Annotated in this window: 20 protein-coding genes; 9 read left to right on the forward strand and 11 right to left on the reverse strand. The window is 67.2% G+C overall.

The window, feature by feature from the left end; translation table 11 throughout:
* The first annotated feature begins 83 nt into the window (after positions 1-83).
* The 5 genes from ACL03I_RS22680 (at position 84) to ACL03I_RS22700 (ending at position 4,272) form a co-directional block, all read left to right on the forward strand.
* A complete protein-coding gene (locus ACL03I_RS22680) occupies positions 84-875 on the forward strand; it encodes a TIGR03084 family metal-binding protein (RefSeq protein WP_412806916.1) in 792 nt (263 codons plus the stop codon).
* Between the two features lie 347 nt (positions 876-1,222).
* Positions 1,223-1,873 carry a hypothetical protein gene (locus tag ACL03I_RS22685; protein ID WP_364434274.1) on the forward strand — a complete coding sequence of 217 codons (651 nt, stop codon included), beginning with the start codon at positions 1,223-1,225 and terminating at the stop codon, positions 1,871-1,873.
* 22 nt (positions 1,874-1,895) lie between these two features.
* Complete coding sequence (gene lhgO / locus ACL03I_RS22690) at positions 1,896-3,080, forward strand: L-2-hydroxyglutarate oxidase (RefSeq protein ID WP_412806907.1); 1,185 nt, start codon at positions 1,896-1,898, stop codon at positions 3,078-3,080.
* A gap of 138 nt (positions 3,081-3,218) precedes the next feature.
* Positions 3,219-3,689, forward strand: coding sequence for an SRPBCC family protein (locus ACL03I_RS22695; protein WP_355078867.1), 471 nt, complete (start codon positions 3,219-3,221; stop codon positions 3,687-3,689).
* Between the two features lie 10 nt (positions 3,690-3,699).
* Positions 3,700-4,272: a ribonuclease H family protein gene (locus ACL03I_RS22700; protein ID WP_355078866.1), complete on the forward strand. Its 573-nt coding sequence runs from the start codon at positions 3,700-3,702 to the stop codon at positions 4,270-4,272.
* Positions 4,273-4,349: 77 nt separating this feature from the next.
* Here ACL03I_RS22700 and ACL03I_RS22705 read toward each other — a convergent pair whose 3' ends face one another.
* The 9 genes from ACL03I_RS22705 to ACL03I_RS22745 all read right to left on the reverse strand — a co-directional run bounded on the left by ACL03I_RS22705 (position 4,350) and on the right by ACL03I_RS22745 (position 13,883).
* Positions 4,350-5,105, reverse strand: coding sequence for a hypothetical protein (locus tag ACL03I_RS22705; protein ID WP_355078865.1), 756 nt, complete (start codon positions 5,103-5,105; stop codon positions 4,350-4,352).
* A 132-nt stretch (positions 5,106-5,237) separates the two neighbouring features.
* Positions 5,238-6,416 (reverse strand): MlaD family protein, encoded by a 1,179-nt coding sequence (locus tag ACL03I_RS22710; protein ID WP_355078864.1) that lies wholly within the window; start codon positions 6,414-6,416, stop codon positions 5,238-5,240.
* Positions 6,413-7,504, reverse strand: a complete 1,092-nt coding sequence (locus ACL03I_RS22715; protein ID WP_364434286.1) for an MlaD family protein — start codon at positions 7,502-7,504, stop codon at positions 6,413-6,415. The genes ACL03I_RS22710 and ACL03I_RS22715 overlap by 4 nt, the downstream gene beginning before the upstream one ends.
* An 8-nt stretch (positions 7,505-7,512) precedes the next feature.
* Positions 7,513-8,622, reverse strand: coding sequence for an MlaD family protein (locus ACL03I_RS22720; protein ID WP_355078862.1), 1,110 nt, complete (start codon positions 8,620-8,622; stop codon positions 7,513-7,515).
* Positions 8,619-9,620 carry an MCE family protein gene (locus ACL03I_RS22725; protein WP_412806908.1) on the reverse strand — a complete coding sequence of 334 codons (1,002 nt, stop codon included), beginning with the start codon at positions 9,618-9,620 and terminating at the stop codon, positions 8,619-8,621. The genes ACL03I_RS22720 and ACL03I_RS22725 overlap by 4 nt, the downstream gene beginning before the upstream one ends.
* Positions 9,617-10,660, reverse strand: a complete 1,044-nt coding sequence (locus tag ACL03I_RS22730; protein WP_355078861.1) for an MCE family protein — start codon at positions 10,658-10,660, stop codon at positions 9,617-9,619. Before ACL03I_RS22730 ends, ACL03I_RS22725 begins: the two co-directional genes overlap by 4 nt.
* Complete coding sequence (locus tag ACL03I_RS22735) at positions 10,657-12,153, reverse strand: MlaD family protein (protein ID WP_355078860.1); 1,497 nt, start codon at positions 12,151-12,153, stop codon at positions 10,657-10,659. The genes ACL03I_RS22730 and ACL03I_RS22735 overlap by 4 nt, the downstream gene beginning before the upstream one ends.
* A gap of 7 nt (positions 12,154-12,160) precedes the next feature.
* Positions 12,161-13,024, reverse strand: coding sequence for an ABC transporter permease (locus ACL03I_RS22740; protein ID WP_355078859.1), 864 nt, complete (start codon positions 13,022-13,024; stop codon positions 12,161-12,163).
* Positions 13,025-13,028: 4 nt separating this feature from the next.
* Positions 13,029-13,883, reverse strand: coding sequence for an MlaE family ABC transporter permease (locus ACL03I_RS22745; protein ID WP_355078858.1), 855 nt, complete (start codon positions 13,881-13,883; stop codon positions 13,029-13,031).
* A gap of 525 nt (positions 13,884-14,408) precedes the next feature.
* Here ACL03I_RS22745 and ACL03I_RS22750 point away from each other — a divergent pair.
* Positions 14,409-15,083, forward strand: a complete 675-nt coding sequence (locus ACL03I_RS22750) for a S1 family peptidase (protein ID WP_355078857.1) — start codon at positions 14,409-14,411, stop codon at positions 15,081-15,083.
* 53 nt (positions 15,084-15,136) lie between these two features.
* Here ACL03I_RS22750 and ACL03I_RS22755 read toward each other — a convergent pair whose 3' ends face one another.
* On the reverse strand, positions 15,137-16,582 hold the full coding sequence (locus ACL03I_RS22755; protein WP_355078856.1) for an MFS transporter: 1,446 nt from the start codon (positions 16,580-16,582) through the stop codon (positions 15,137-15,139).
* A gap of 41 nt (positions 16,583-16,623) precedes the next feature.
* Positions 16,624-17,247, reverse strand: a complete 624-nt coding sequence (gene lppU / locus ACL03I_RS22760) for an LppU family putative lipoprotein (RefSeq protein ID WP_356963201.1) — start codon at positions 17,245-17,247, stop codon at positions 16,624-16,626.
* Positions 17,248-17,433: 186 nt separating this feature from the next.
* Here lppU and ACL03I_RS22765 point away from each other — a divergent pair, with 186 nt between their 5' ends.
* The 3 genes from ACL03I_RS22765 to ACL03I_RS22775 all read left to right on the forward strand — a co-directional run bounded on the left by ACL03I_RS22765 (position 17,434) and on the right by ACL03I_RS22775 (position 20,700).
* Entirely contained in the window at positions 17,434-17,958 is a 525-nt protein-coding gene (locus ACL03I_RS22765) for a DUF6764 family protein (RefSeq protein ID WP_355078854.1), read from the forward strand.
* Positions 17,959-18,067: 109 nt separating this feature from the next.
* Positions 18,068-19,282: a serine hydrolase domain-containing protein gene (locus tag ACL03I_RS22770; RefSeq protein ID WP_412806917.1), complete on the forward strand. Its 1,215-nt coding sequence runs from the start codon at positions 18,068-18,070 to the stop codon at positions 19,280-19,282.
* A gap of 44 nt (positions 19,283-19,326) precedes the next feature.
* Positions 19,327-20,700: a cytochrome P450 gene (locus ACL03I_RS22775; protein ID WP_412806909.1), complete on the forward strand. Its 1,374-nt coding sequence runs from the start codon at positions 19,327-19,329 to the stop codon at positions 20,698-20,700.
* Positions 20,701-20,807 lie beyond the last annotated feature (107 nt).

Below are 20,807 nucleotides of genomic sequence, written 5' to 3' on the forward strand. Positions count from 1 at the left end.
CATGCTTGCCTTTTTTTGGGCTCGCTGCGATGCTGGACACGGTGGCGCACGAGGCGGTGGGCCCGGAACCGGCAGGGGCACAGATGGCTGATCTAGAGGCGTTGCTCGGCGACTTCGCCGACGAATGCGCGGACCTGGAACGACTCGTCGCCCCGCTGGCGCCCGCGGAATGGGCGCGCGCCACACCCGCGCCCGGGTGGACCATCGCACACCAGATCGGGCATCTGGCCTGGACCGATGAGATCGCGGCGATCGCCACCGCGGACGCCGCCCGCTTCCAGCAGTTGCTGACCGAAGCCGGACCTCGCGCGCTCACGTTCGTCGACGAGGCCGCCGAGAAGGCCGCGACCGAACCGCCCGCCGAGTTGCTTTACCGCTGGCGGCGTGGGCGCGCGTCGCTCACCGCCGCACTGCGCGCCGTGCCCGCGGGCGCCAAACTGCCGTGGTTCGGCCCGCCCATGAGCGCCGCGTCGATGATCACCGCCCGCATCATGGAGACCTGGGCGCACGGGCAGGACGTGGCCGATGCCATCGGCGTGCACCGCTCGCCCACGGCGCGGTTGCGCACCGTGGCCCATATCGGCGTGCGCACCAGGAATTTCGCCTACACCGTGCACGGAAAGACTCCGCCCGCAGCGGAATTCCGGGTCGAACTCACCGCGCCGGATCGCACCATCTGGTCGTGGGGCCCCGAGGACGCCGAACAGCGGGTGACCGGACCCGCACTCGACTTCTGTCTGCTGGTGACACAGCGCCGCCATCCGAACGATCTGGAAATCTTGGCGCACGGCGACGACGCCGCGGAATGGCTCACCATCGCACAGGCTTTCGCGGGGCCGACGGGCGAAGGAAGGACAGCGGGCCAGTTCGCCTGACCCGCCCACACCCGGCCCGATCCATGCGGAATCGGGAGCGGGCGAGCGCCACACTTGGGTGCGCCGTGTTCATGTCGACGGCCGGACGCCGTTGGCCGGGTGTCTCGAGATGGCAGTCGAGAATGGCGCTCGCCAGCTACCCGAATATTTACCCGCCCGTGCGTTCACGGAAACATCGACGCCATGCACGCCAGGGCGCACCGGCTCGCCCCGGGCCGCGCGCGTTGTGATTCTGCTCTCTTCGATCAGGTATGCCCCTCCACCGCACAGGTAATCTGGTCGGGCGTACAGCTTTCCATGGTGCTGATCGCCTGTGGGGAGCAGCGTCGCAGGGAAAGGAGCGCATCGTGACAGCACACCGACCTGCCCAGGTCGCACGGCATGCCGCCGTCGTGCTCGCCGGTGCGGCCAGCCTCAGCCTGACCGTCGCGGCCGGCGCCTATATCGTCCACCAGATCGCCGATACGCAGCGCCCCGATACTCCGATCGCCGCGCCGGTCACCCCAGCGGCCCCGGACGAGCCCGATCGCGGACGAGGCACGGGCTTCTATCCCGTGCTGACCGGCAACAGCTTCGTCTTGCCCGCAGCGGTTTCCGCTCCGCGTGCCCGCCAGCCGGAAATCGCCGAGCCGCAGGTCGATTCGCCTGCCACACCGCCTGGGCGCACGCCTCTGGGCGGGAAAGTTCGATTCGGTGACGCCTACGTCGGCGCGCAAGTCGCGGAGAGCGCGGCCGACACGGTCTCGATCACCGTGGACACGAACGCCTTGACGGCGCTCACGGGTCTGTTCCGCTCCGGCTCCGTGCCGGAGCAACCGGGCGCCGTGACCACCATGCGCACCGACCTCGATACCCAGCGTGGCGAGGTGCGAGTGGCGTTCTCCGACCCGAGTCTGGGCGAGCACGACCTGCACCTGGATCGGCACCCCGCTCCCGCGCCGAAGGGAACCGACGAACGCGCGTCCACGCACGGCGCAGCGGATTCCACCGTGGTGTGACACACCGTTTACCCTGCTCGGCATGAGCGCCTACGACTTCTGCGTCATCGGCGGCGGCATCGTCGGCGTGGCGACCGCGCACCGGATCCTGGTGCGCCATCCCGGTGCGAGCCTGGTGCTGCTGGAGAAGGCAGAGCGTCTGGCAGTCCATCAGACGGGGCACAACAGCGGCGTCATCCACTCCGGCATCTACTATCCACCGGACAGCCTGAAGGCCGAGCTGTGCCGCCGGGGTGCGCGATGGACCAAGGATTTCGCGGCGGCACACGGCATTCCGTACCGGGTCTGCGGCAAATTGCTGGTCGCCACCGACGATGCCGAGTACGGACGCATGCTCGCACTGCATGAACGTTCCGTCGTCAACGGCGTGGCCGTCGAACTGATCGACGCCGCGGAACTCGCGCGGCGAGAACCGCGCGTCACCGGTGTCGGCGCCCTCTTCGTCCCGGATACCGGCATCATCGACTTCACTCGGGTGACCGAGGCGCTGGCCGAGGAACTCCGCTGCGCCGGTGGCGAATTCGTGCTGGGCGCCGAGGTCGCGACGCTCACCGAGACCTCGAACGCGGTGACCGCCGCCGGCCCGACCGGATCGTGGACAGCTCGCCGCCTGGTGGTCTGCGCGGGGCTGCAAGCCGACCGGATGGCACGAGCCGCCGGGCTGCGCACCGACTTTCGCATCGTTCCCTTCCGTGGTGAGTACTACCAGCTGCCGCAGGAGCGCAACGGCCTGGTCAGCACGTTGATCTATCCGATCCCCGATCCGGAATTGCCTTTCCTAGGCGTGCATCTGAGCCCGACGATCGACGGAGCGCTCACGGTGGGTCCGAACGCGGTGCTCGGTCTCGCGCGGGAGGGCTACCGCAAAGGCAGTCTGGACCTGCGGGACGCGCGAGAAGTGCTCGGGTTCCCAGGTTTCCACCGCGTCGCCAAGGCGAACGTGCGCACCGGCCTGCGAGAGCTGCGCAATTCGCTGTTCAAGCGGGGATACCTGGCACAGTGCCGCCGCTACTGTCCGGAGCTGACGCTCGCCGATCTGCTCCCTCGGGAAGCAGGAATTCGCGCGCAAGCGGTATTGCGAGAAGGAACTTTGGTGCACGACTTCATGATCGAGCGCACCGAGCGCTCGGTTCATCTGCTCAACGCCCCTTCACCTGCGGCGACCTCGGCCATGCCGATCGCGGAACACATCGTCGACCAACTCTGAGCGCGCGCCGGAGGAGCCTTTTCCCAAGCAACTACTCGGTCGCAATCTTGCGATTCGTCGCATCGAATCGCGCCGAGCCCTCGAATAAAGAGGAGAGCTGTAGTACTTTTAACGCCAGTCGTGGAACAGGGAGGGCCTATGGGCCACATCAAGTACGCGAGTGACGTCGGAGCGCCCGTCGAGGTCGCTTTCAACTACACGGACAACCATCTATTCGTACCGGATTGGATGTTCGGGATCGCGGACTTCGTACCGACCGGCGACCAGGACCGCGGACTCGGCGCGGTCTTCGCCACCACCAGCCGCCTCGCGCTCTGGCAGCCGACCGCCACCTGCGAGATCACCGAATACCGCCGCAACGCGGTGATCGGGTACGCACTGCGCGGACATTTCTCCGGCACACTGCGGCTGCGCTTCGACCCGCTCGGTTACGGGCGCTCGGTGCTGACCTCCGAGGCGGAGTACAGTCCACCTCGCGGAGTGCTCGGACGCCTGAGCGCCGGCCTGCTCGACGCCGCGGTGAGAACGGCGTTGCGCCGCACGGAGTCGCGGTTACGGAGGGAGATAGAGGAATTCCACGGTACCGATCTTGTCGGTCGGATTGCGTAGGGTGCCAGCCATGATCATCGTGAGCACCGACGGATCCTGCCTCCGCAATCCCGGCGGCGCCATCGGCTGGGCTTGGGTCAATCATCAGGGCTCCTCGGCGAGTGGGGGAGCCGCTTCCGGAACCAACCAGGTCGCGGAGTTGCGCGCGGTGCTGGAGGCGATCGTCGCCCACCCCGGGTCCGAACCCCTGCTCATCGAGAGCGATTCGCTCTACGCCATCAAATGCGCCTCGGAGTGGGTGTCGGGATGGCGGCTCAACGGCTGGCGCACGTCGACCGGTGGGGCGGTGAAGAACGTCGAACTCGTCCGGCAGATCGATCGGGCCATCGCGAGCAGGCCGGGACCGGTCCGGTTTCGTTGGGTGCGCGGACACGTCGGCAACTATTTCAACGAGCAGGCAGACGCACTGGCCGGAGAAGCGGCTCGGCAGGCCGCGGTCACCGCGGCTGTCGCCGAGGCGAACACCGTGGAAATGCTCGCGGTGACTGTGGAGGAAACGCCGACGGCGCCGGAAGCGCCGAAAGACGAGGCCGCGGGGAAGGCGGCCGCGCCGTCGGCGCCACAGGCTCTGACGCTGTTCTGATGCGCCCGCCGAAGCGCCGCGAGCTGCCCGAATGACCTCCGGCGGTGGTGGCTCGGCCCACCGCCGGAGGCGCTCGGCTAGTTGCCCGGCTGCGGTACGGGCTGACCAGACGGTGCGGGCTGCCCCGGCGCGCCCGGCGCGGGAGCACCGCCCGGCGCGGGAGCGCCCGGCAGGCCGGTGCCCGCGCCCTTCAACATCGGCGAATCGAGCTTCTCGACCAGCCACTTGTCGCCCGACTTGTGCAGCTGGGCGATCACCACGACGAACTGCCGCTCGGGGTTGGCCTGGGTGAAGTTGGTCCGGTACTGCGTGAGGGTCACCAACACCTTGGCCGAGGTCTGGTCACCGGACTGGTAGCCGCACTGCACGTCATCGACCCAGGATTTGACCTTGGCCTGCACCATGGCGTCCTTCAACGCCTTGGTCGCGTCGTCGAACTCCTTGAGGAACTCGCCCGACGAGCCCGCCTTCACCGTGGTGAAGTAGTCGTCGAGATTCTTCGAGTAGTCGTAGACCGAGACGTCCTTGCCGAACGCGCACGCGGCGTTGGTCGAGTCGCGGATCGCGTCGAGCTTGTCGCCGCGATCCTTGCCCTGCAAGAAGAACACGACCACCGCGGTGATCGCGGCGACCGCGAGCACGCCGGCCACGAACGCGGCCACCAGCGGAAGCGAGGTGGATTTCCCGGCCTTGTCTGCCTTCTCCGCCTTGGACAGGTCGGGCTTCGCCGCGCCGGCGGCATCCTGCGACTTCTCGGTCACCGCGTCGGTGTCGTGGTCGGAGGCGGGCGTGGTCTCGGCGTCCTTGCCGGTCTCGGCGTCGTCGGTAGACATCGATAAAACCTGCACTTTCCCGGCGCGCGTCGGTGCGCACCGATTGGCTTCAGCGGCCCGCGACAGCGAACCTTACGGGTTCCACCGGCGAGTATGCCCGCCCGGCGGGACGACCGCCGGGCCGGGTACGACTCACCGCACCGGAGGCAGCGTCCGCTCGTTGGGATCCACACCCGGCGGCATGTGCGCGCCGTTGTCGGGCACGTCGGGCCGCGGCGCGTTGGCGGCGCCGCGGATCTGCTGACCCGGCGGCGGGTTCTCACAGTAGTTCCACTTCGGGATCGTGCCGTCCTGCACGACCTCGTTGCGGATCTTGGGAGTGTTGTAGGTGCAGAACGGCCGCGGCCAGATGTCGATCATCGCGTGGAACTCGCCGTCGTGCGCCGGAATGCCGAGCGCTTCGCCACCGAGCGCGAGCGAGGGGAACAGCGCGCGCAGCGCGGGCAGTCGCAGCTGCGCCGCCTTCGTGATCGCCTGGAAGTTGGTCGCCAGGCTGGTGATCGGATCGGCCGTCTTGTCCACCACCGCGCCCAGGCTGGTGAGCTGGCCCGGCGCCGTCTCCAGCACCCGTTGCAGTTCCGCGTTCGCCTTGTTGAACTGCTCGAACAGCACGCCGGAGTTGCTGGTCAGCGTGGCCAGATCGGGCTGCGCCATGGACGTGGTGTTCGCGATCGTGCGCAGGTTGGTGATCAGATTCGTGGTCTGCGGCAGCAGCGAATCCAGGCCCGCCATCGCCAAGCTGATGCCGTTGACCAGCCCGCGCAGCTGATCCGGGCCTCCGCTCAGCGCGATGTCCAGCTCGTTCAGGATGACCTGGAAGTGATCCGGGTCGATCTGCGCGATCAGGGCGCTGGAGTTGTCCAACACCGACCACACCGGCGTGGGCGTGTGGATCTTGTCCGGATCGAACTTGATCACCGCGCCGTTGGCCAGATAGGGCCCCTGCTCGGCGTTCGGCCGGAAGTCGATGTACTGCTCACCCGCACCGGACAGCGCTTGCACCGCGATCTGGGTGTCCACCGGGATCTTGTACTTCGACTCGATCTGCGCGGTGGCGGCGATGGACTGGCCGCGATCGGTCAGCTGGATCGAGGTCACCTTGCCGATGCGCCAGCCGCGCAACGTCACGTCGTTGCCCGGCTGCAGACCACCGGAACGGTCCAGATTCACCGTGACCGTGTAGTCGGACCGCAGCGGGTTCACCCGCATCACGTTCACCATCAGGTAGGCGGCGCCGACCAGCAGCACGAGCACCAGACCCAGGTTCGACAGGAAGATCTTGCTTCCGAACACTTTGCGCACGGAGGTCATCGCTGGCCTCCCGCCACTCGACCCTGAACGAGTTGGAGCACCTGGATCAGGCTGCCCGCGAAGTCCTGCAAGTCGTTGAGATCCTGGAGCTTGCCGTGCTGCGGATCGGTGAGCGCGCTGATGTCCAGGTTGGTCGCGGTCGCGTACACCGCGAAACTGCTGCCGCGGAAGGTCGCGTCCACCTTCGGCCGAATTACACGCAGCCGATCCAGCAGGACGCCGAAGCCGTCACCGGTCTTGGCGATCGCGTCCATCAGCTGATGGGTGTTCTGCAGCAGTCCGTTCAGGTTCTCGGTCGAGGTGTTCGCGTAGTCGCCCAGCGCGGCGCTGGTGGTGGACAGCTTGGTGAGCAGATCGCCGAGGGCCCGGTTGTTCTCGGCGATCGCGCCGATCATCTGCGGCAACGTGTCGGCCACCTCGCCGAGCTCCGAGCGCCGCCCCTCGATGGTGTTGGCGAGGGTGCTGAACTCGCCGAGCACGCTGTCCACCCGGGCGGAGTTGGCGTTCAAACTGCCGACCACTCCGGTCATCTCGGTGATCAGATGGGCGAGCTGCTCGCCACGCCCGCCGACGATGGAGTCCAGCTCCGAGCCGAGCTTGGAGAGGCTGGCGATGCCGCCGCCGTTGAACAGCATGGAGACCGAGATGAGCAACTGCTCGACGGTCGCGCCCGCCGAGGTGCTGTCGATGGTGAGCGTGTCGCCGTCGTGCAGCATTGCCGCGCCGGGCTCGGTCTTGGGCTTGGACACCGCGACGAACACGTCACCGAGCGGGGTGGCCTGACGCAGTTCCGCCGTGCTGCCCTTGGGCAACTCGATGTCCTTGCGGATGGTCAGGTCCACGATGGCCTGGAAGTTCTTGGTCTTGATGTCGGTGACCACGCCGACGTCCGAACCGCCGATCTTCACCTTCGCCTGGTCGGGCAGGTTCAGCGCGTTCTCGAAGACCGCGTGGATGGTGTAGGTCTCCCCGCCCTGGCCCGGTTTCGGCAGCGGCAGCTTCTCCACGGTGAGCCCGCAGCCGGAGGTGACCGCCACACCGGCCACCGCGGCGACGGCGACCAGTGCCCTGCGTGCCTTGATCGTCATTCGGTACGTCATTTCGTCAGTCCGAGCAGTGCGGCGGTGAGCCCGTAGTCGGGGCCGAAGTCCTGCATGTTCCCGGTGCGGCAGCCATCGGCCTTCATCTGGATGCGTTCGCAGAACAGGCTGACGATCTCACCCGACAGCGCGGTGCCGATCACCGCGTGCAACCGGACGTACTGGTGCTCGCGGTTGATGATGTTGTCGACGTTCTGCATGACCATCGGCGCCAGGTCGGCGACCTCGGTGAGGCCGCGAGCGTTGTCGCGCAGCTGCTGGGTCACGTTGGTCAGGCCGGTCATCGTGCCCTGCAACTGGTCCTGGTACTGCGTCAGCGTGGTGCTCGTGTTCTGCAGGAAGGCGAGCAACTGGTCGAGTGTGGCCTGCAAGCCGGGAGCCTGTTCGGCGAGCAGGCCGGTCATCTGGGTCACCCGGTTGCTGAAATCGCGCACCGACTGATCGTTGTCGGCCAGCATGGTGGTGAGGTCGTTCAGCTTGATGATGATGCTGGAGATCGCGTCCTTGTTGTCCACACCGACCTTCAGCGCGCTGGACAGCGCGTTGAGGGTGTCGCGGATCTTCTCGCCGTTGCCGTTGAGCATCGGGTAGAGCACCCGGCCCGACAACGGGCCGATGCCCTCCTGGCCCGGCTCCGGCTTCAACGCGGCGGCGAACTGATCGATGGTCTTGATCATCGTGTCCAGCTCGACCGGGGTCTTGGTGCGGGCCTTGGGCAGGTGCGAACCGTCGGACAAGGTCGCACCGCCGGTGTACACGGGGGTGAGTTCGATGTGCCGGTCGGTCACGATGGACGGCGAGATGATCGCGGCCATCGCGTCCTGCGGGATCTTCACGTCCTTGTCGAGGGACATGTGCACCTCGATCAGCGTGCCCTTGGGCACGATCTTGTCGACCTTGCCCACGTCGAGCCCGAGCACCGTGATCGGGTTGCCTTCGTAGATGCCCGCGATGTTGTCGAAGTCGGCGGTGATCCGCAGGGTGTTGCCCAACGCGTCGTTCACCGAACTCGGCAACAGCGAGCAGCTGCCGACCGTCAGCGCGGCGGCGCTGATCAGGAGCGTCTTCGCGACGGTCCTCAGCGGAAAGCCCGTGCGGAATTTCATCCCTGGCACCCCTCGATAACTTGGGCGAAGCACAACCAGTTGTCCGGGAAAAGCCACGGCAGGCCGACATCGCCGTACGGACCGCTGCCACCCCAGGAGTTGGCGAGGTAGCGCAGGGTCGGCGGCATGAGCGACAGCATCCGATCCAGGTTGTCCTTGTTCTTCTGCAGGCCCTCGGCCATGGTGTTCAGCTGCTGGATGGTCGGGCCGAGCTGATCGTTGTTCTCCGCTCCGATCGCCTCCAGCTGCTTGGTCAGCGCCGCGACGTTGTCCAGCAGTTGGCGCAGCAGCGCCTGGCGCTCCATCACCCGGTTGGCGATGGCCTCGCCCTGGGTGATCACCAGCAGGATGCTGTTGCGGTTGTCGGCGAGGATCCTTGTGACCCGATCCAGATCCTTGAGCAGGGCGTCCACTTCGGTCTTGCGGCTGTCGATGACCTTGGCCAGCGCGCCGACGCTGTCCAGCGCCTGGGCGGTGAGCTGGGGCGAGCCGTTCATCTGCTCGTTGATCAGGTTCAGCGAATCGGCCAGCTTCTTGGTGTCGAGCGCCTCGAACTTCGGGGTGCCGACCTGCACCACGTCGGCCAGGTTGTACGGAACCGTGGTGTTGGACACCGGGATCCGCTTGCCCTTCAGACCCGAGCCGTCGCCCGGCTCGAGGTCGACGTACCTGGCGCCGAGCAGCGTGGCCATCTTGATCGAGGCACGCGCGTCGGGGCCGAGTTTCACGTCGTCGCTGACGCTCAGCGTGAGCAGCACGTGACTGCCCTCTAGTTCGGCGCCGACCACCCGGCCCGAGGACACCCCGGCGATGTTCACCTTGTCGCCGACCCTGATGCCCGCGGCCTGCACGAACTCGGCCTTGATCGACTGCTCGCCGACGCCGATCAGCTTGTAGACGCTGGACACCAGCAGCAGCACCACGATGAGGGCGCCGCCGATGATGCCCAACCAGAAGTACCGGTTGCTCTCGAACCTGGACCTGAGCTTCGTCATCATGGGCGGCACACCGCCGAGTGCGAGGTGCCACCGATCTGGGAGAACAGGCCGCGGGGGAACAGGACGCCGTAGAGCGACACGTCCAGGCCGCACAGGTAGGCGTTGGCGTAGCCGCCCTCCGAGGTGTGCCTGCCCGCCGCCGACAGGACGTTCGGCAGGTCGATCGCGGCTTGGTCGAGCTTGGCGCCGTTGTCCAGCAGTAGCGTCAGCGCCGCGCTGGTGGAGTTCTGCGCCGTGCGCAGACTCGGCTGGACCCGGTCGAGCATGCCGACCACCGATGTGGTCGCGCTCGCGATCTGCTCGGTCGAGGCGAGCAACGACTGTCCCTGTTCGTACAGCCCGCCGATCAAGGCCCGGGTCTGGGTCACCAGGGTCTCCAATTCATCACCTCGTTTCGCCAACCCGGACATCACGCCCGACAGGTTGGTGATCACATCGGACAGGATCGCGTCCCTGCGCTGGAAGTCGGTGGCCAGCTGGGCGGCCTGGACGATGAACGCGCTCAGCGAGACGCCGTCACCTTGCAATGCCTGGATGAAGGTTTCCGACAGCCGGTTGACCTGTTCGGGCTGCAACACCTGGAACAGCGGCTGGAACCCGTTCAGCAGACCCGACACGTCGAACGACGGCTCGGTGCGGTCGATCGGGATGGAACCGTTGTTCTTCAGCGGCGCGGGGTTCGACCCCTTGCCGGGGGCCAGCGCCACGTACCGCTGACCGATCAGATTCTGGTAGCGGACCAGCGCTTTGGTGTCGTTGTAGATCGTCTGGTCGCGCTGCACCACGAAGGTGACCTTGGCGACCGACTTCTTCAGATTCCCGTCGCGGCCGAGCTCGATCTTCTCGACCTTGCCGACCCGAACGCCCGCCATGCGGACGTCGTCGCCCTCGTGCAGGCCGAGCACATCGGAGAACGTGGCGGAGTAGGTGTAGGTGTCGCCGCTGACGATGCGCGCCAGCGTGTTCCACACCACCACCGTCACCAGGATCGACACGATGGCGAAGATGCTGAATCCGATCAGCGGTTTGCGAATGCTCATCGTGCGGCACCGTTGTCGGCCACCTGCATGGTTCCGCCCTTCAGAATCGTGCTCAGCAGCAGGTATTCGGCGGTGGTCGGCGTGCGGCCGAGCAGCGCGGTGATCGCCGAGTCACCCCGGTAGGAGATCGGCGCCGCCGACGGCGTGCCCCCCGGCGCGGCGGCCGGAGCCGCGGGCGCGGGCGCTGGAGCCGCGGCGGGCGGGAGCAGGCCCGGGGGCAGCATGGGGAACAGACCCTCGAGCGGGGTGCCCGCGAACGGAGCGGGAGCGCCGCCGGTCGGGGCGGCCGCGGTGGCGCGGTTCGGATCCGGGGTGGTGACGCCGGGAATCAGCGGCAGACCGGGCATCGGCACCACCGGAGGAAGCCCGGCGGCCGAGGCGAGCGCCCGCGGCTTCAGCTGCTCCGGCAGCTCGCCGACATCGGCGACAGCGGGGGCGGTGTAGCAGCTCGGTCCGACCATCTCGCCGTAGCGCGGGCAGTCGGCCACGGTGTAGGGCCGGTACGGGGTGAGCGTGATGCCCGCGTCCCAGACCTGCTGCTTCTGCGGACCCCAGGTGAACGTGGTGTCCATCCGGCGCATGGTCTCGCTGAGGTTCAGCAGGCTCCTGGTGATCGCGTCGGGGTCCGCGGCGAGGGCGCCGAACATGTCGTTCGTGCCCGCGGTGACCTCGATACCCACGTTCGGGTTACGCGCGAACAGGTCGTTCACCGTGTCGATGGTTCCGCTGGTGCCGGTGATCAGCGAGACCAGCTCGCTGCGCCGGTCGGCGATGGTGCGTGCGGTCTGCACCGAGCTGCCGAGCACGTCGACCAGCTCGGGCGCGGACTGGTTGAGCGCGTGGAACGACGCGGAGAAGTCGCCGAGCAGCACACCGAGATCGGGAATCGACTCGTCGACGGCCAGCAGCCAGCGGTCCAGCCGCTCGACGGTGGAGCCGGGCATCCGGCCGCTGCCGTCGAGAGCCTGCGACAGGGTGCCCAGCACCCGGCCGAACTGCACCGGATCGATCTTGTCGAGGATGTTGCGGACCGTGGTGAGCGTGTCCTGCAGCGCGATGGTGCCCTTGCTGCGGTCTTCCTCGATGACCGAGCCCTCGTGCAGGTACTGGTCGGCCGGACCGTTGAAGACGAGTTCGACGGAGGTGACGGCGAACAGGTTGCTCGGCACCACGCGAGCGGTCACGTTGGACGGGATGTCGCCGGCGAACTCCGGCTTCATCTCGATCCGCACCTGCTGCAGCTCGCCCTTGGCCGCCACGTCGACCGTCTTCACCGCGCCGACGAGCACGCCGCGGAACTTGACGTCGGCCTGCTCGGGCAGACCGTCACCCGTGGTGGTCAGGTTCGCGGTGACGTTGACCTTCTCCTGGAAGTAGCCCTTGTAGCGCAGCATCAGGAAGCCGAGCACCAGCGCGAACACGACCAGACCGCACACGCCTGCGATGAGCAGCTGCCGCATCGTGGGCCCGCGCCCACTGGGATCGATGATCATCTGGTGTCTACCCCGAGATCCGGATGCCGGGGTTGACGCCCCAGATCGCCAATGTCATGAACAGGTTCGCGAAAACGACCGCGATGATGCACATCTTGATCGCGCGGCCCGCGGCCACGCCGACGCCCTCGGGGCCACCGGAGGCGAAGAAGCCGTAGTAGCACTGGATGAACGTGGTGATCGCGACGAACAGGATCGCCTTGATCAGCGAATAGATGACGTCGGTCGGGACGAGGAACTGGTAGAAGTAGTGCTGGTAGGTGCCGGTGGCGGTGCCGCCGATCAGCTGCACCGTCAGCGAGCAGGAGACGTAGGCCATCGTGAGGCCGAGGCAATAGAGCGGGATGATGGCCACCATCGACGCGAACATCCTGGTGCTGATCAGATACGGCAGCGGCCGGATGGCGATGGACTCCAGCGCGTCGATCTCCTCGGAGATGCGCATGGCGCCGAGCTGCGCGGTGAACCGGCAGCCCGCCTGAGCGGCGAAGGCCAGCGTGGCGAGCAGCGGGCCGAGTTCGCGAGTCGTCGCGAACGCCGAGATCGCACCCGTGATCGGACTCAGGCCGAGCAGGTTCAGCGAGTTGTAACCCTGGATGCCGACGGTCATGCCGCCGAACGCACTCAGAATGACGACGACGCCGATGGTGCCGCCGCCGACGACGAGGTTGCCGTTGCCCCAGGTGACATCCGAAAGCAGGCGCCACACTTCCTTGGGGTAGTGCCGCAGCGCCAGCGGGATCGAGCCGATCGAACGCAACAGGAAGAACACCTGGTGGCCGAGCCTGGCGAGCAGATCGACCGGAGCCTGCGCGGATTTCCGGAACGCCTGGAGAGGCCGCAGCAGCGGCGGTACATAGGTTGATGACACCGGCTCAGACCACCTGTGACGGGAATAGTGCGTTGTAAACCTGGGTGATGATGAGGTTCACCCCGAACAGCATGATGGCGGAGCTCACCACGGCGGAATTCACCGAGTTCGCGACACCGCCGGGACCGCCCCGGGTGTTCAATCCGGTGTCGCAGGCGATGATTGCCGCCAGCAGACCGAAAATCAGCGATTTCGCCAGAGCGACAAGCAGATCGGTGGTAACCGCGAACGAAGAGAAGGTGCCGACGTAGGAACCCGGCGTACCGTTCTGCGCGAAGATATTGAAGATGTAGCCGGTCAAGAAGCCGACGAAGACGACGAAGCCGCACAGCAGCACGCTCACCAGCATCGCCGCGCCCAGACGCGGAGCGACCAGCCTGCGCATCGGATCGACGCCCATCACCTTCATGGCGTCGATCTCCTCGCGGATGGTGCGCGAGCCGAGATCGGCGCAGACCGCGGAGCCGACGGCGCCCGCGATCATCAGCGAGGTGACCAGCGGAGCGCCCTGCTGGATGATGCCGAGGCCGTTGGCCGCGCCGATGAACGAGGTGGCGCCGACCTGCCCGGCGACCGAGCCGACCTGAATCGAGACGATGACGCCGATCGGGATGGCGACCAGCAGCGTGGGCGCCGCGGAGACGCTGGCCATGAACGCGCACTGCCGGACGAACTCAGCGAAGGGGAAGCGCCTGCGGAAAATCGAGACGAACAGTTCGGCGACAGCGGCGAAGCCCATCGTGATCTGTCTGCCGAAGGTCTCCAGCGAACGCTTGGGATGATCTTGCCAGTAAGACCTCGTCCAATCGACCGCACCACTGAACCGTGACCCTGATGGTGGACTCTCGGTCGACTGCACTGGCTAATCCTCCTCGACGCCGGTTGGTAGCCCCGGCGACTCGTTTGCTTGACGCACCTTACTACGGAGTAGTGCAGAACACACCATCCACTTGTGATCGCAGTCATAGATGTTCCTCACCGTTGCCGGAAAGCAATGGTTAGGGCGCGGAACATTGGGAACCACACCAAAGTTGACCAGCCGAGCTCTGGCACAAGCTACAGCCGAACTGCGGGAATGCCCGATCGCTTCCGGTCATTCGGCGAATTACTTTGGATAATTCTCATCGAAAATCGGATTTGTTTCCGGAGACCAACGCGACGCCTCCTTACTATCACCGAGGCACGAACGACCACGCGATTTTCACAATTGCGATAGCGAATCGCTATTGGGCTCGTAAGATACATTTGATCACAGTTGTATGAAATAGGATTGAAGCCCCGAGCAGTGGGGACAACCCCGTAGTGGTGACGCGCCCGAGACCGATTACTGACACGATGGGTGCGACAGATTGATATCGTGCGGGCTTCCGACGTCTGGAGGGACATGTTCAGCAAACTCGCCAAGGTGGCCAACGCCGCCTTCGCCGTCGCCCTGGGCGCGGCGCTGCTCGGCACGGGCGCAGGGTCCGCTAACGCCGACCCGGGCCCGCCGGTGTTGGGCGGTGGATCCGGCATCATCATCGACAACCAGTTCGAGTGCACGGTCACGACGGTCGGCCACGACAACGCGGGCCGTCTGGTCGGCCTGACCGCAGGTCACTGCGGCGACCCTGGCGCACAGGTCTACGCCGAATCCGATCGGGGCTCTGGCGTGATCGGCCGGTTCGCCTACTCCAACCACGATCTCGACTACGCCGTCATCCAGTTCGATCCGGGCAAGATCACCCCGGTGAACCGGGTCGGCAACGTCACTATCACCGGAGTCGGCGCGCCTGCCAGCTTCCCGCAGATCGTCTGCAAGGAAGGGCGCACGACCGGCAACACCTGTGGTCTCGCCTGGGGTGACGTCTTCCGGACGAACGTCGAGACCTGGAGCCAGATGTGCGTGGTCGAAGGCGACTCCGGTGCGCCGGTCGTCGTCGGTACGACGCTGGTCGGCATGGTGAACGCTTACCTGGCCATCGCCTGCTTCGGTCCTGAGGTCGGGACCAACATGAGCGCGATCATGGCCGACATCAACGGACGCGGCGGTGTCGGGGCGGGTTACATCCCGATCTGATCGCCGGCGAATCCCGACGAGCGGCCCGAACGCGAGCGACGCGTTCGGGCCGCTCATTTTTCGCTGGGCGCCACCGCCGGACCCGCGACCGCGCACTGCGGCATGCAGTCGACGCTGTCCAGCGTGGGTGCGTGCCGCTCGGGACGCAGCAATACGGCGGCGAGCACCGCGCCGGTCACCAACAGCCCGGCGCTCAGCCACATCGCGGTGGCGAAGCCCTGGTCGAAGGCGGCCGGATCACCCAGCGCGCCCGAAATGCCCGCGAGTCCGGGCAGCGCCGCCACCGCGAGCAGTTGCGCGGTGCGCGCCACGGCGTTGTTCACGCCCGAGGCGATGCCCGCCTCGCTCGCTGGCACCGCGCCGAGCACCGCACCGGTGAGCGGCGCGACCAGCGCGGCGAGCCCCAGCCCGAAGACGAGAACACCGGGCAGTACATCGGTGAGATAGGTGGTGTCGGGCCCGATGCGCTGCAACAGCACCAGGCCCGCCGCCGCCAGCAGCGGTCCCGTGGTCATCGGGATGCGCGGTCCGTGCCGCTGCGCCCAGCGCCCGGCGGGAGCCGACAGCGCCAGCATGATCAACGTGATCGGCACGGTCGCGACGCCGGACATCAGCGGCGAGTACCCCGCCACCAGTTGCAGTTCCAGCACCAACAGGAAGAACACGCCACCGAGGGCGGCGTAGACCGCGAGCGTCACGAGGTTCGCCGCGGTGAACACCCGCGAGCGGAACAGCGAGGGCGGCACCAGCGGGTGGTCGCTACGCAGTTCGATCACGACGAACGCCAGCAGCAGCGCGACGCCTGCCACGACGAGGACGGGCATCTTGTCGATCAGTCCGAGGGTCAGCGCACCGAGCGCCAGCGCCACCACCAATGCGCCGGGCACGTCGAGTTCGGGGGCGGCGTCGGGATCGTGGCTCTCTGGCACATGCCGCAACGCGACCAGCACGACGACGAGGGTCAGCGGAACGTTGAGGAAGAAGATGGAGCGCCAGCCCGCGATGTCGATGAGCCAGCCGCCGAGGAACGGGCCGAGCGCGCCCGCCACACCGCCGAAGCCGGACCACAGGCCGATCGCCGCGCCTTGATCTCGGCGATCGATGGACGAGGAGATCAGAGCCAGGCTGCCCGGTGTGAGCATCGCGCCCGCGACGCCCTGCAGGATCCGGGCCGCGACCAGCAACTCGATGGTCGTCGCGACGCCGCACAGCACCGAGGCGACCGCGAAAGCCACGGTGCCCCAGACGAACACCCGGCGACGGCCGAGCTTGTCGCCGAGCGACCCGCCGAGCAGGATGAACGACGCGAGGGTCAGGGTGTAGCCGTTCAACGTCCATTGCAGCCCGGCGACGTCCGTGTCCAGCGATTCCCCGATCCGCGGCAGCGCGATGTTGACGACCGTCGCGTCGAGCGAGGCGACCGACGATCCGAGGATGGTGGCCAGCAGGATCCAACGACCGGTGCCCGACCGCAGCCGCGGTAGCTCGGTGGTGCTCACCTACCCCAACCTAGTGGCAGGCAGGCGTTGGGAAGTCCGGGTCAGAGTTCCTGGACGCAGATGACGAAACGGCGCTTGTCGTAGACGTATCCGGTGCCGCTGCCGCAGACGTTCACGTCATCGGCGCTGTCCACGCGCTTGACCACCTTGACGCCCTTCACCGGGGAGGAACCGGTGCAGTCGATGCGCTTGGGGTCGTCACCGCCGACGTCCATGCAGCCGCCGACCACCCAGTCGATATCCAGGCACAGCGCGCCCTGCTCGATGCCGTTGACGGTCTCGGCGTAGTAGTTGTCGGCGTCGCTGCTGCACTGCGAGCTCTTCGCCGCCTTCGCGATCACCTTGTAGTTCGACTCGCGGCTGCCGCACGACGCCTTCTCGATGGTGGCGTTGGTGGTGGTGCCGCCGAGCTTCACGCAGTCGCCGATGCTCGCGTCGAAATCGGTGTTTCCGCTCGGCTTGCTCGGCGTCGGCTTGCTGGTGCTCGGCGTCGGCCTGCCCGAGGACGGCTTCGGCGTGTTGGTCACCGACACCGCGTCGATCGTCCCGTCCACGGCAGGCTGGGCGGTACCGCTGATCGTGGAAGTGCAACCGACCAGCGACAATCCGGCCGCGACGGCCAATCCGGCGAAAGCGAGACGACCCCAGGTCAGTTGACGAGACACGTACAGTCCTCCCGAGCTGTAACGCCGGCGAACTCACGCCCCCGTGATCCGAAGTTGCCATGCTGCGCTTGAAATACCACGCCATGAATACACCATCGACCGAGCGCACGTCGAGCCGGAGCCGGAAACGAACCGCCGCCAAGAGCTCTGGGTATGGTGGGTTTTCTGGTGCGAGAGGAGTCCCCGGTGAAGCTGATCAGCGCAATCGCGTGTTCGACCGCCGCGATCGGAGGCTCCCTCTTCGTTCCGGGTATGGCTGCCGCCACCGATGTGCACTGCCGATCCGAGCACGGAACCGATGTCACCCTCATCGATGGGGAGACGGCCTGCCGCGCGGCGACCGATAGCTACGGCCAGGCCCGTGCCACCGGGATCGACGGTGTCGGCTACGCCAACGCGACCTCGGGCGCGACGGCCATCGGGATCGGCGCTGCGGGAGGCGTCGGTGCGAGCGAGGGCGCGGGCGGGGTCCCCGTCGCGCTCGGTCTCGGCCCGGACGCCGTCGCCATGACCTCGACCACGGAACCGGGCATGCGGACGTTCGCGATCTCGATCGCGTTGGAAGGGTCGCGAGCGGGGGTGGAGACCGCCGAACAAACGGTCGTCTGTCTGGGCGCGGCGGCCTTCGCGTGGAATGCCGACAGCGGCGACGCGTGCCTCGCCACGCCTTTTGGGCTCTGGCGCACCCATGGAACGGGTTACCCTGGTTGACCAGCCCGGCTAACGGCGGTCAGGAGGTGACCCCATGGTTTCGGCAATGGCGGCGGACGACTTCGAACCCGCCGATTCGGCCAGCGGAAAGCTGGCTGCACCGCATGAAATGCTGGTCGATCCGCGTTTCATCCGGCTGGCAGATCAGTTCTTCGGCCTGTTCGCTCAGCCTGCGCGCGGTGGCGGGGCGCTCGCGGTCTACCTCGACGGCAAGCCGGTGGTCGATATCTGGGCAGGCTGGGCGGACAAGGAGCGGCGCTGGAACGGCGATACCGTCGCGCTGACCTTCTCCACGGGTAAGGGCGTGGCCTCGACGGTCGTCCACCGCCTGGCCGAACGGGGTCTGATCGACTACGACATTTCGATGGCCGAGTACTGGCCGGAGTTCGCCGCGCACGGTAAAGACGACATCACCGTCCGTGACGTGCTCTGCCACCGCGCCGGCTTGCACCGGGTGCGCGGCCTGGTTCCCGGCCGCGAAGGCATCCTGCACTACGACGCCGTGGTCCGCGCCCTGGCCGAGAGTCCGGCGGACCCCCGGCGCATCCGTACCTCCGGCTATCACGCGATCACCTTCGGCTGGCTGGTCGCCGAACTCGTGCAACGGGCGACGGGCACACCGTTCACCGAGGTGTTGCGCACCGAGATCGCCGAGCCGCTCGGCATGGACGAGTACTGGTTCCGCGTCCCGGAATCCGAACGGCACCGGATCGCCAAGATCTACCGCCACCTCGGACCGCCGGGAATCCGCTGGAACACCGCCTCCTCCGTACTGTCCTGGGTGCGGCCGGTGCGCGGCCTGGCCGAGGCGGGCATGCCGGAAAGCTTCGACGAACTGGTCCACGACCCCCGGGTGCACGACGCGGTGATGCCGGGCTGGAATGGCGTGTTCTCCGCGCGCGCACTGGCGCGTATGTACGGCGCGTTGGCCAACGGCGGCGTGGTCTACGCAGCCAATGCGGACCGGAAGCCGCCCGGGGTCGGCGCCGAGCAGACCGTGCGGTTCCTGGATCCGCGGACGATCGAGACGATCGGGCAGGTGCAGCCCACCCAGAGCCGGGACTACGTACTCGGTGTGCCGATTCATTTCACACTCGGTTACCACCGCCCGGTACTGATGTCCAAGCAGCAGCCGAGGCACGCGTTCGGCCATTACGGCGTCGGCGGGTCCGGCGCGTACGCCGATCCGGATCTCCGCATGTCGATCGCGTTCGTCACCAACGGGCTCGGCAGCATGGTGACCGCGCTCGGCGACGCCAGGCTGGCGCGGCTGGCGGCGACGGCGCAGGGCACGGTGCGCAAGCACAAGCAGGCCGCGGGCTAGCTTCGAACCGCTCCGGTCGCGGCCTCGTGTTTCTCGGTATGGACGTGAGCACACCACGAACCGAGGCGGGTGCCTGCCGGGCGGGACCGCGTGTGCCGCGCGCGACCGTGCTGCACGCCCTGGCCGCGGGCAGCGATTTCGATCGGTACTTCCGCTGGCGCAGGGCGCGGGAAGGCGACCCGTTCTACGTTCGATTTCCCGGCTTCGGCGCGGTGCTGTTCACCGGGACGGCCGCCGGCGCCCGCGAGTTGTTCCGCTCGCCGGTGATGTTCTCCGAGCCGCCGCGTCCGAATCCGATCGAACCGATGGTCGGCGCCGCGTCGCTGATCCTGGCTTCGGGCGAGCGCCATCGCCGCGACCGCGCCCTGCTCACCCCCGCCTTTCACAGTGCCCGGATACGGGAGTACGGCGCGTTGATCCAGGAAGCCACCGTACGGGAGCTGGCCGGAGAGAGCGGTCAGAAGTGGGCGGCGGGTACGCGTATCGATGCGCGGGCGGCGGCGCGAGCCCTCACGCTCCGGGTGATCACGACGGTGGTGTTCGGTGCACGCGACCCGCGGCGGCAAGCGGAGTACACCACCGCGGTGACGGACTTCATCACCGCGTTCTCCGGGCCGTTACTGCTGTTGCCCACGCTGCGCCGCGGACTGCACGGGCACGGGCCGTGGGATCGGTTCCGCGCCGCACGGGAGCGACTGGATCGGTTGATCCGAGTCGACATCGCACACCGGCGTCAGCATCCCGCCACACCATCCGCCGACGTACTCGACATGTTGCTGTCCGCTTATCCCGACGACGCCGATGACGAGTTGTGCGAGCAGATACGCACCTTGCTGGTTGCCGGGCACGAGACCACCGCGACCTCCCTGGTCTGGGCACTGTTCCGGTTGCACCGCGCACCCGAGGCACTGGCCCGCCTGCGGCGCGAGCTCGACGACGCCGGTCGGGAGGCCGGTCCGGCGGAGCTGGCCGCACTGCCCTACCTCGATGCCGTCTGCCAGGAGACCCTGCGGCTGCACCCGCCGGTACCGATCGTCCTGCGCCGGCTGACCGAACCGTTCGCGCTGCGCGGCGTCACGCTCGCACCGGGCGAGACGATGGGGATAGCGGTGCCATTGCTGCACTCCGATCCCGAGGTGTGGACCGACCCGGGGCGCTTCGACCCGTCCCGCTTCGTCGACCGCCGCTACCGGCCGTTCGAGTTCGCGCCGTTCGGCGGCGGCCATCGGCGCTGCATCGGCGCGACCCTCGCGGACTACGAGTTGCGGATCGCGCTGGCCACCATCCTGGCGCGGGTAAGCCTGTGGCTCGCCCCGCGGTATGCGCGCGGAAGCGTCCCGCTCTCGGTGCCGCACAATATCGCGACCGGTCCGCGTCGCCCGATTTTGTTCGACGTGGTCAGTGAGCTTCGTCACTAATAAGTTTGCTGTGAACCGTCTTTCGCGAATCGAGCGACCGCGCTCCGCGGTTGTCCGATCCGTCGTGACCGGCACATTTGCCCGCTTCGATACCCAATCAGAGCATT

It is taken from the genome of Nocardia sichangensis, assembly GCF_047200615.1.
GTDB classification, from domain to species: Bacteria; Actinomycetota; Actinomycetes; order Mycobacteriales; family Mycobacteriaceae; genus Nocardia; species Nocardia sichangensis.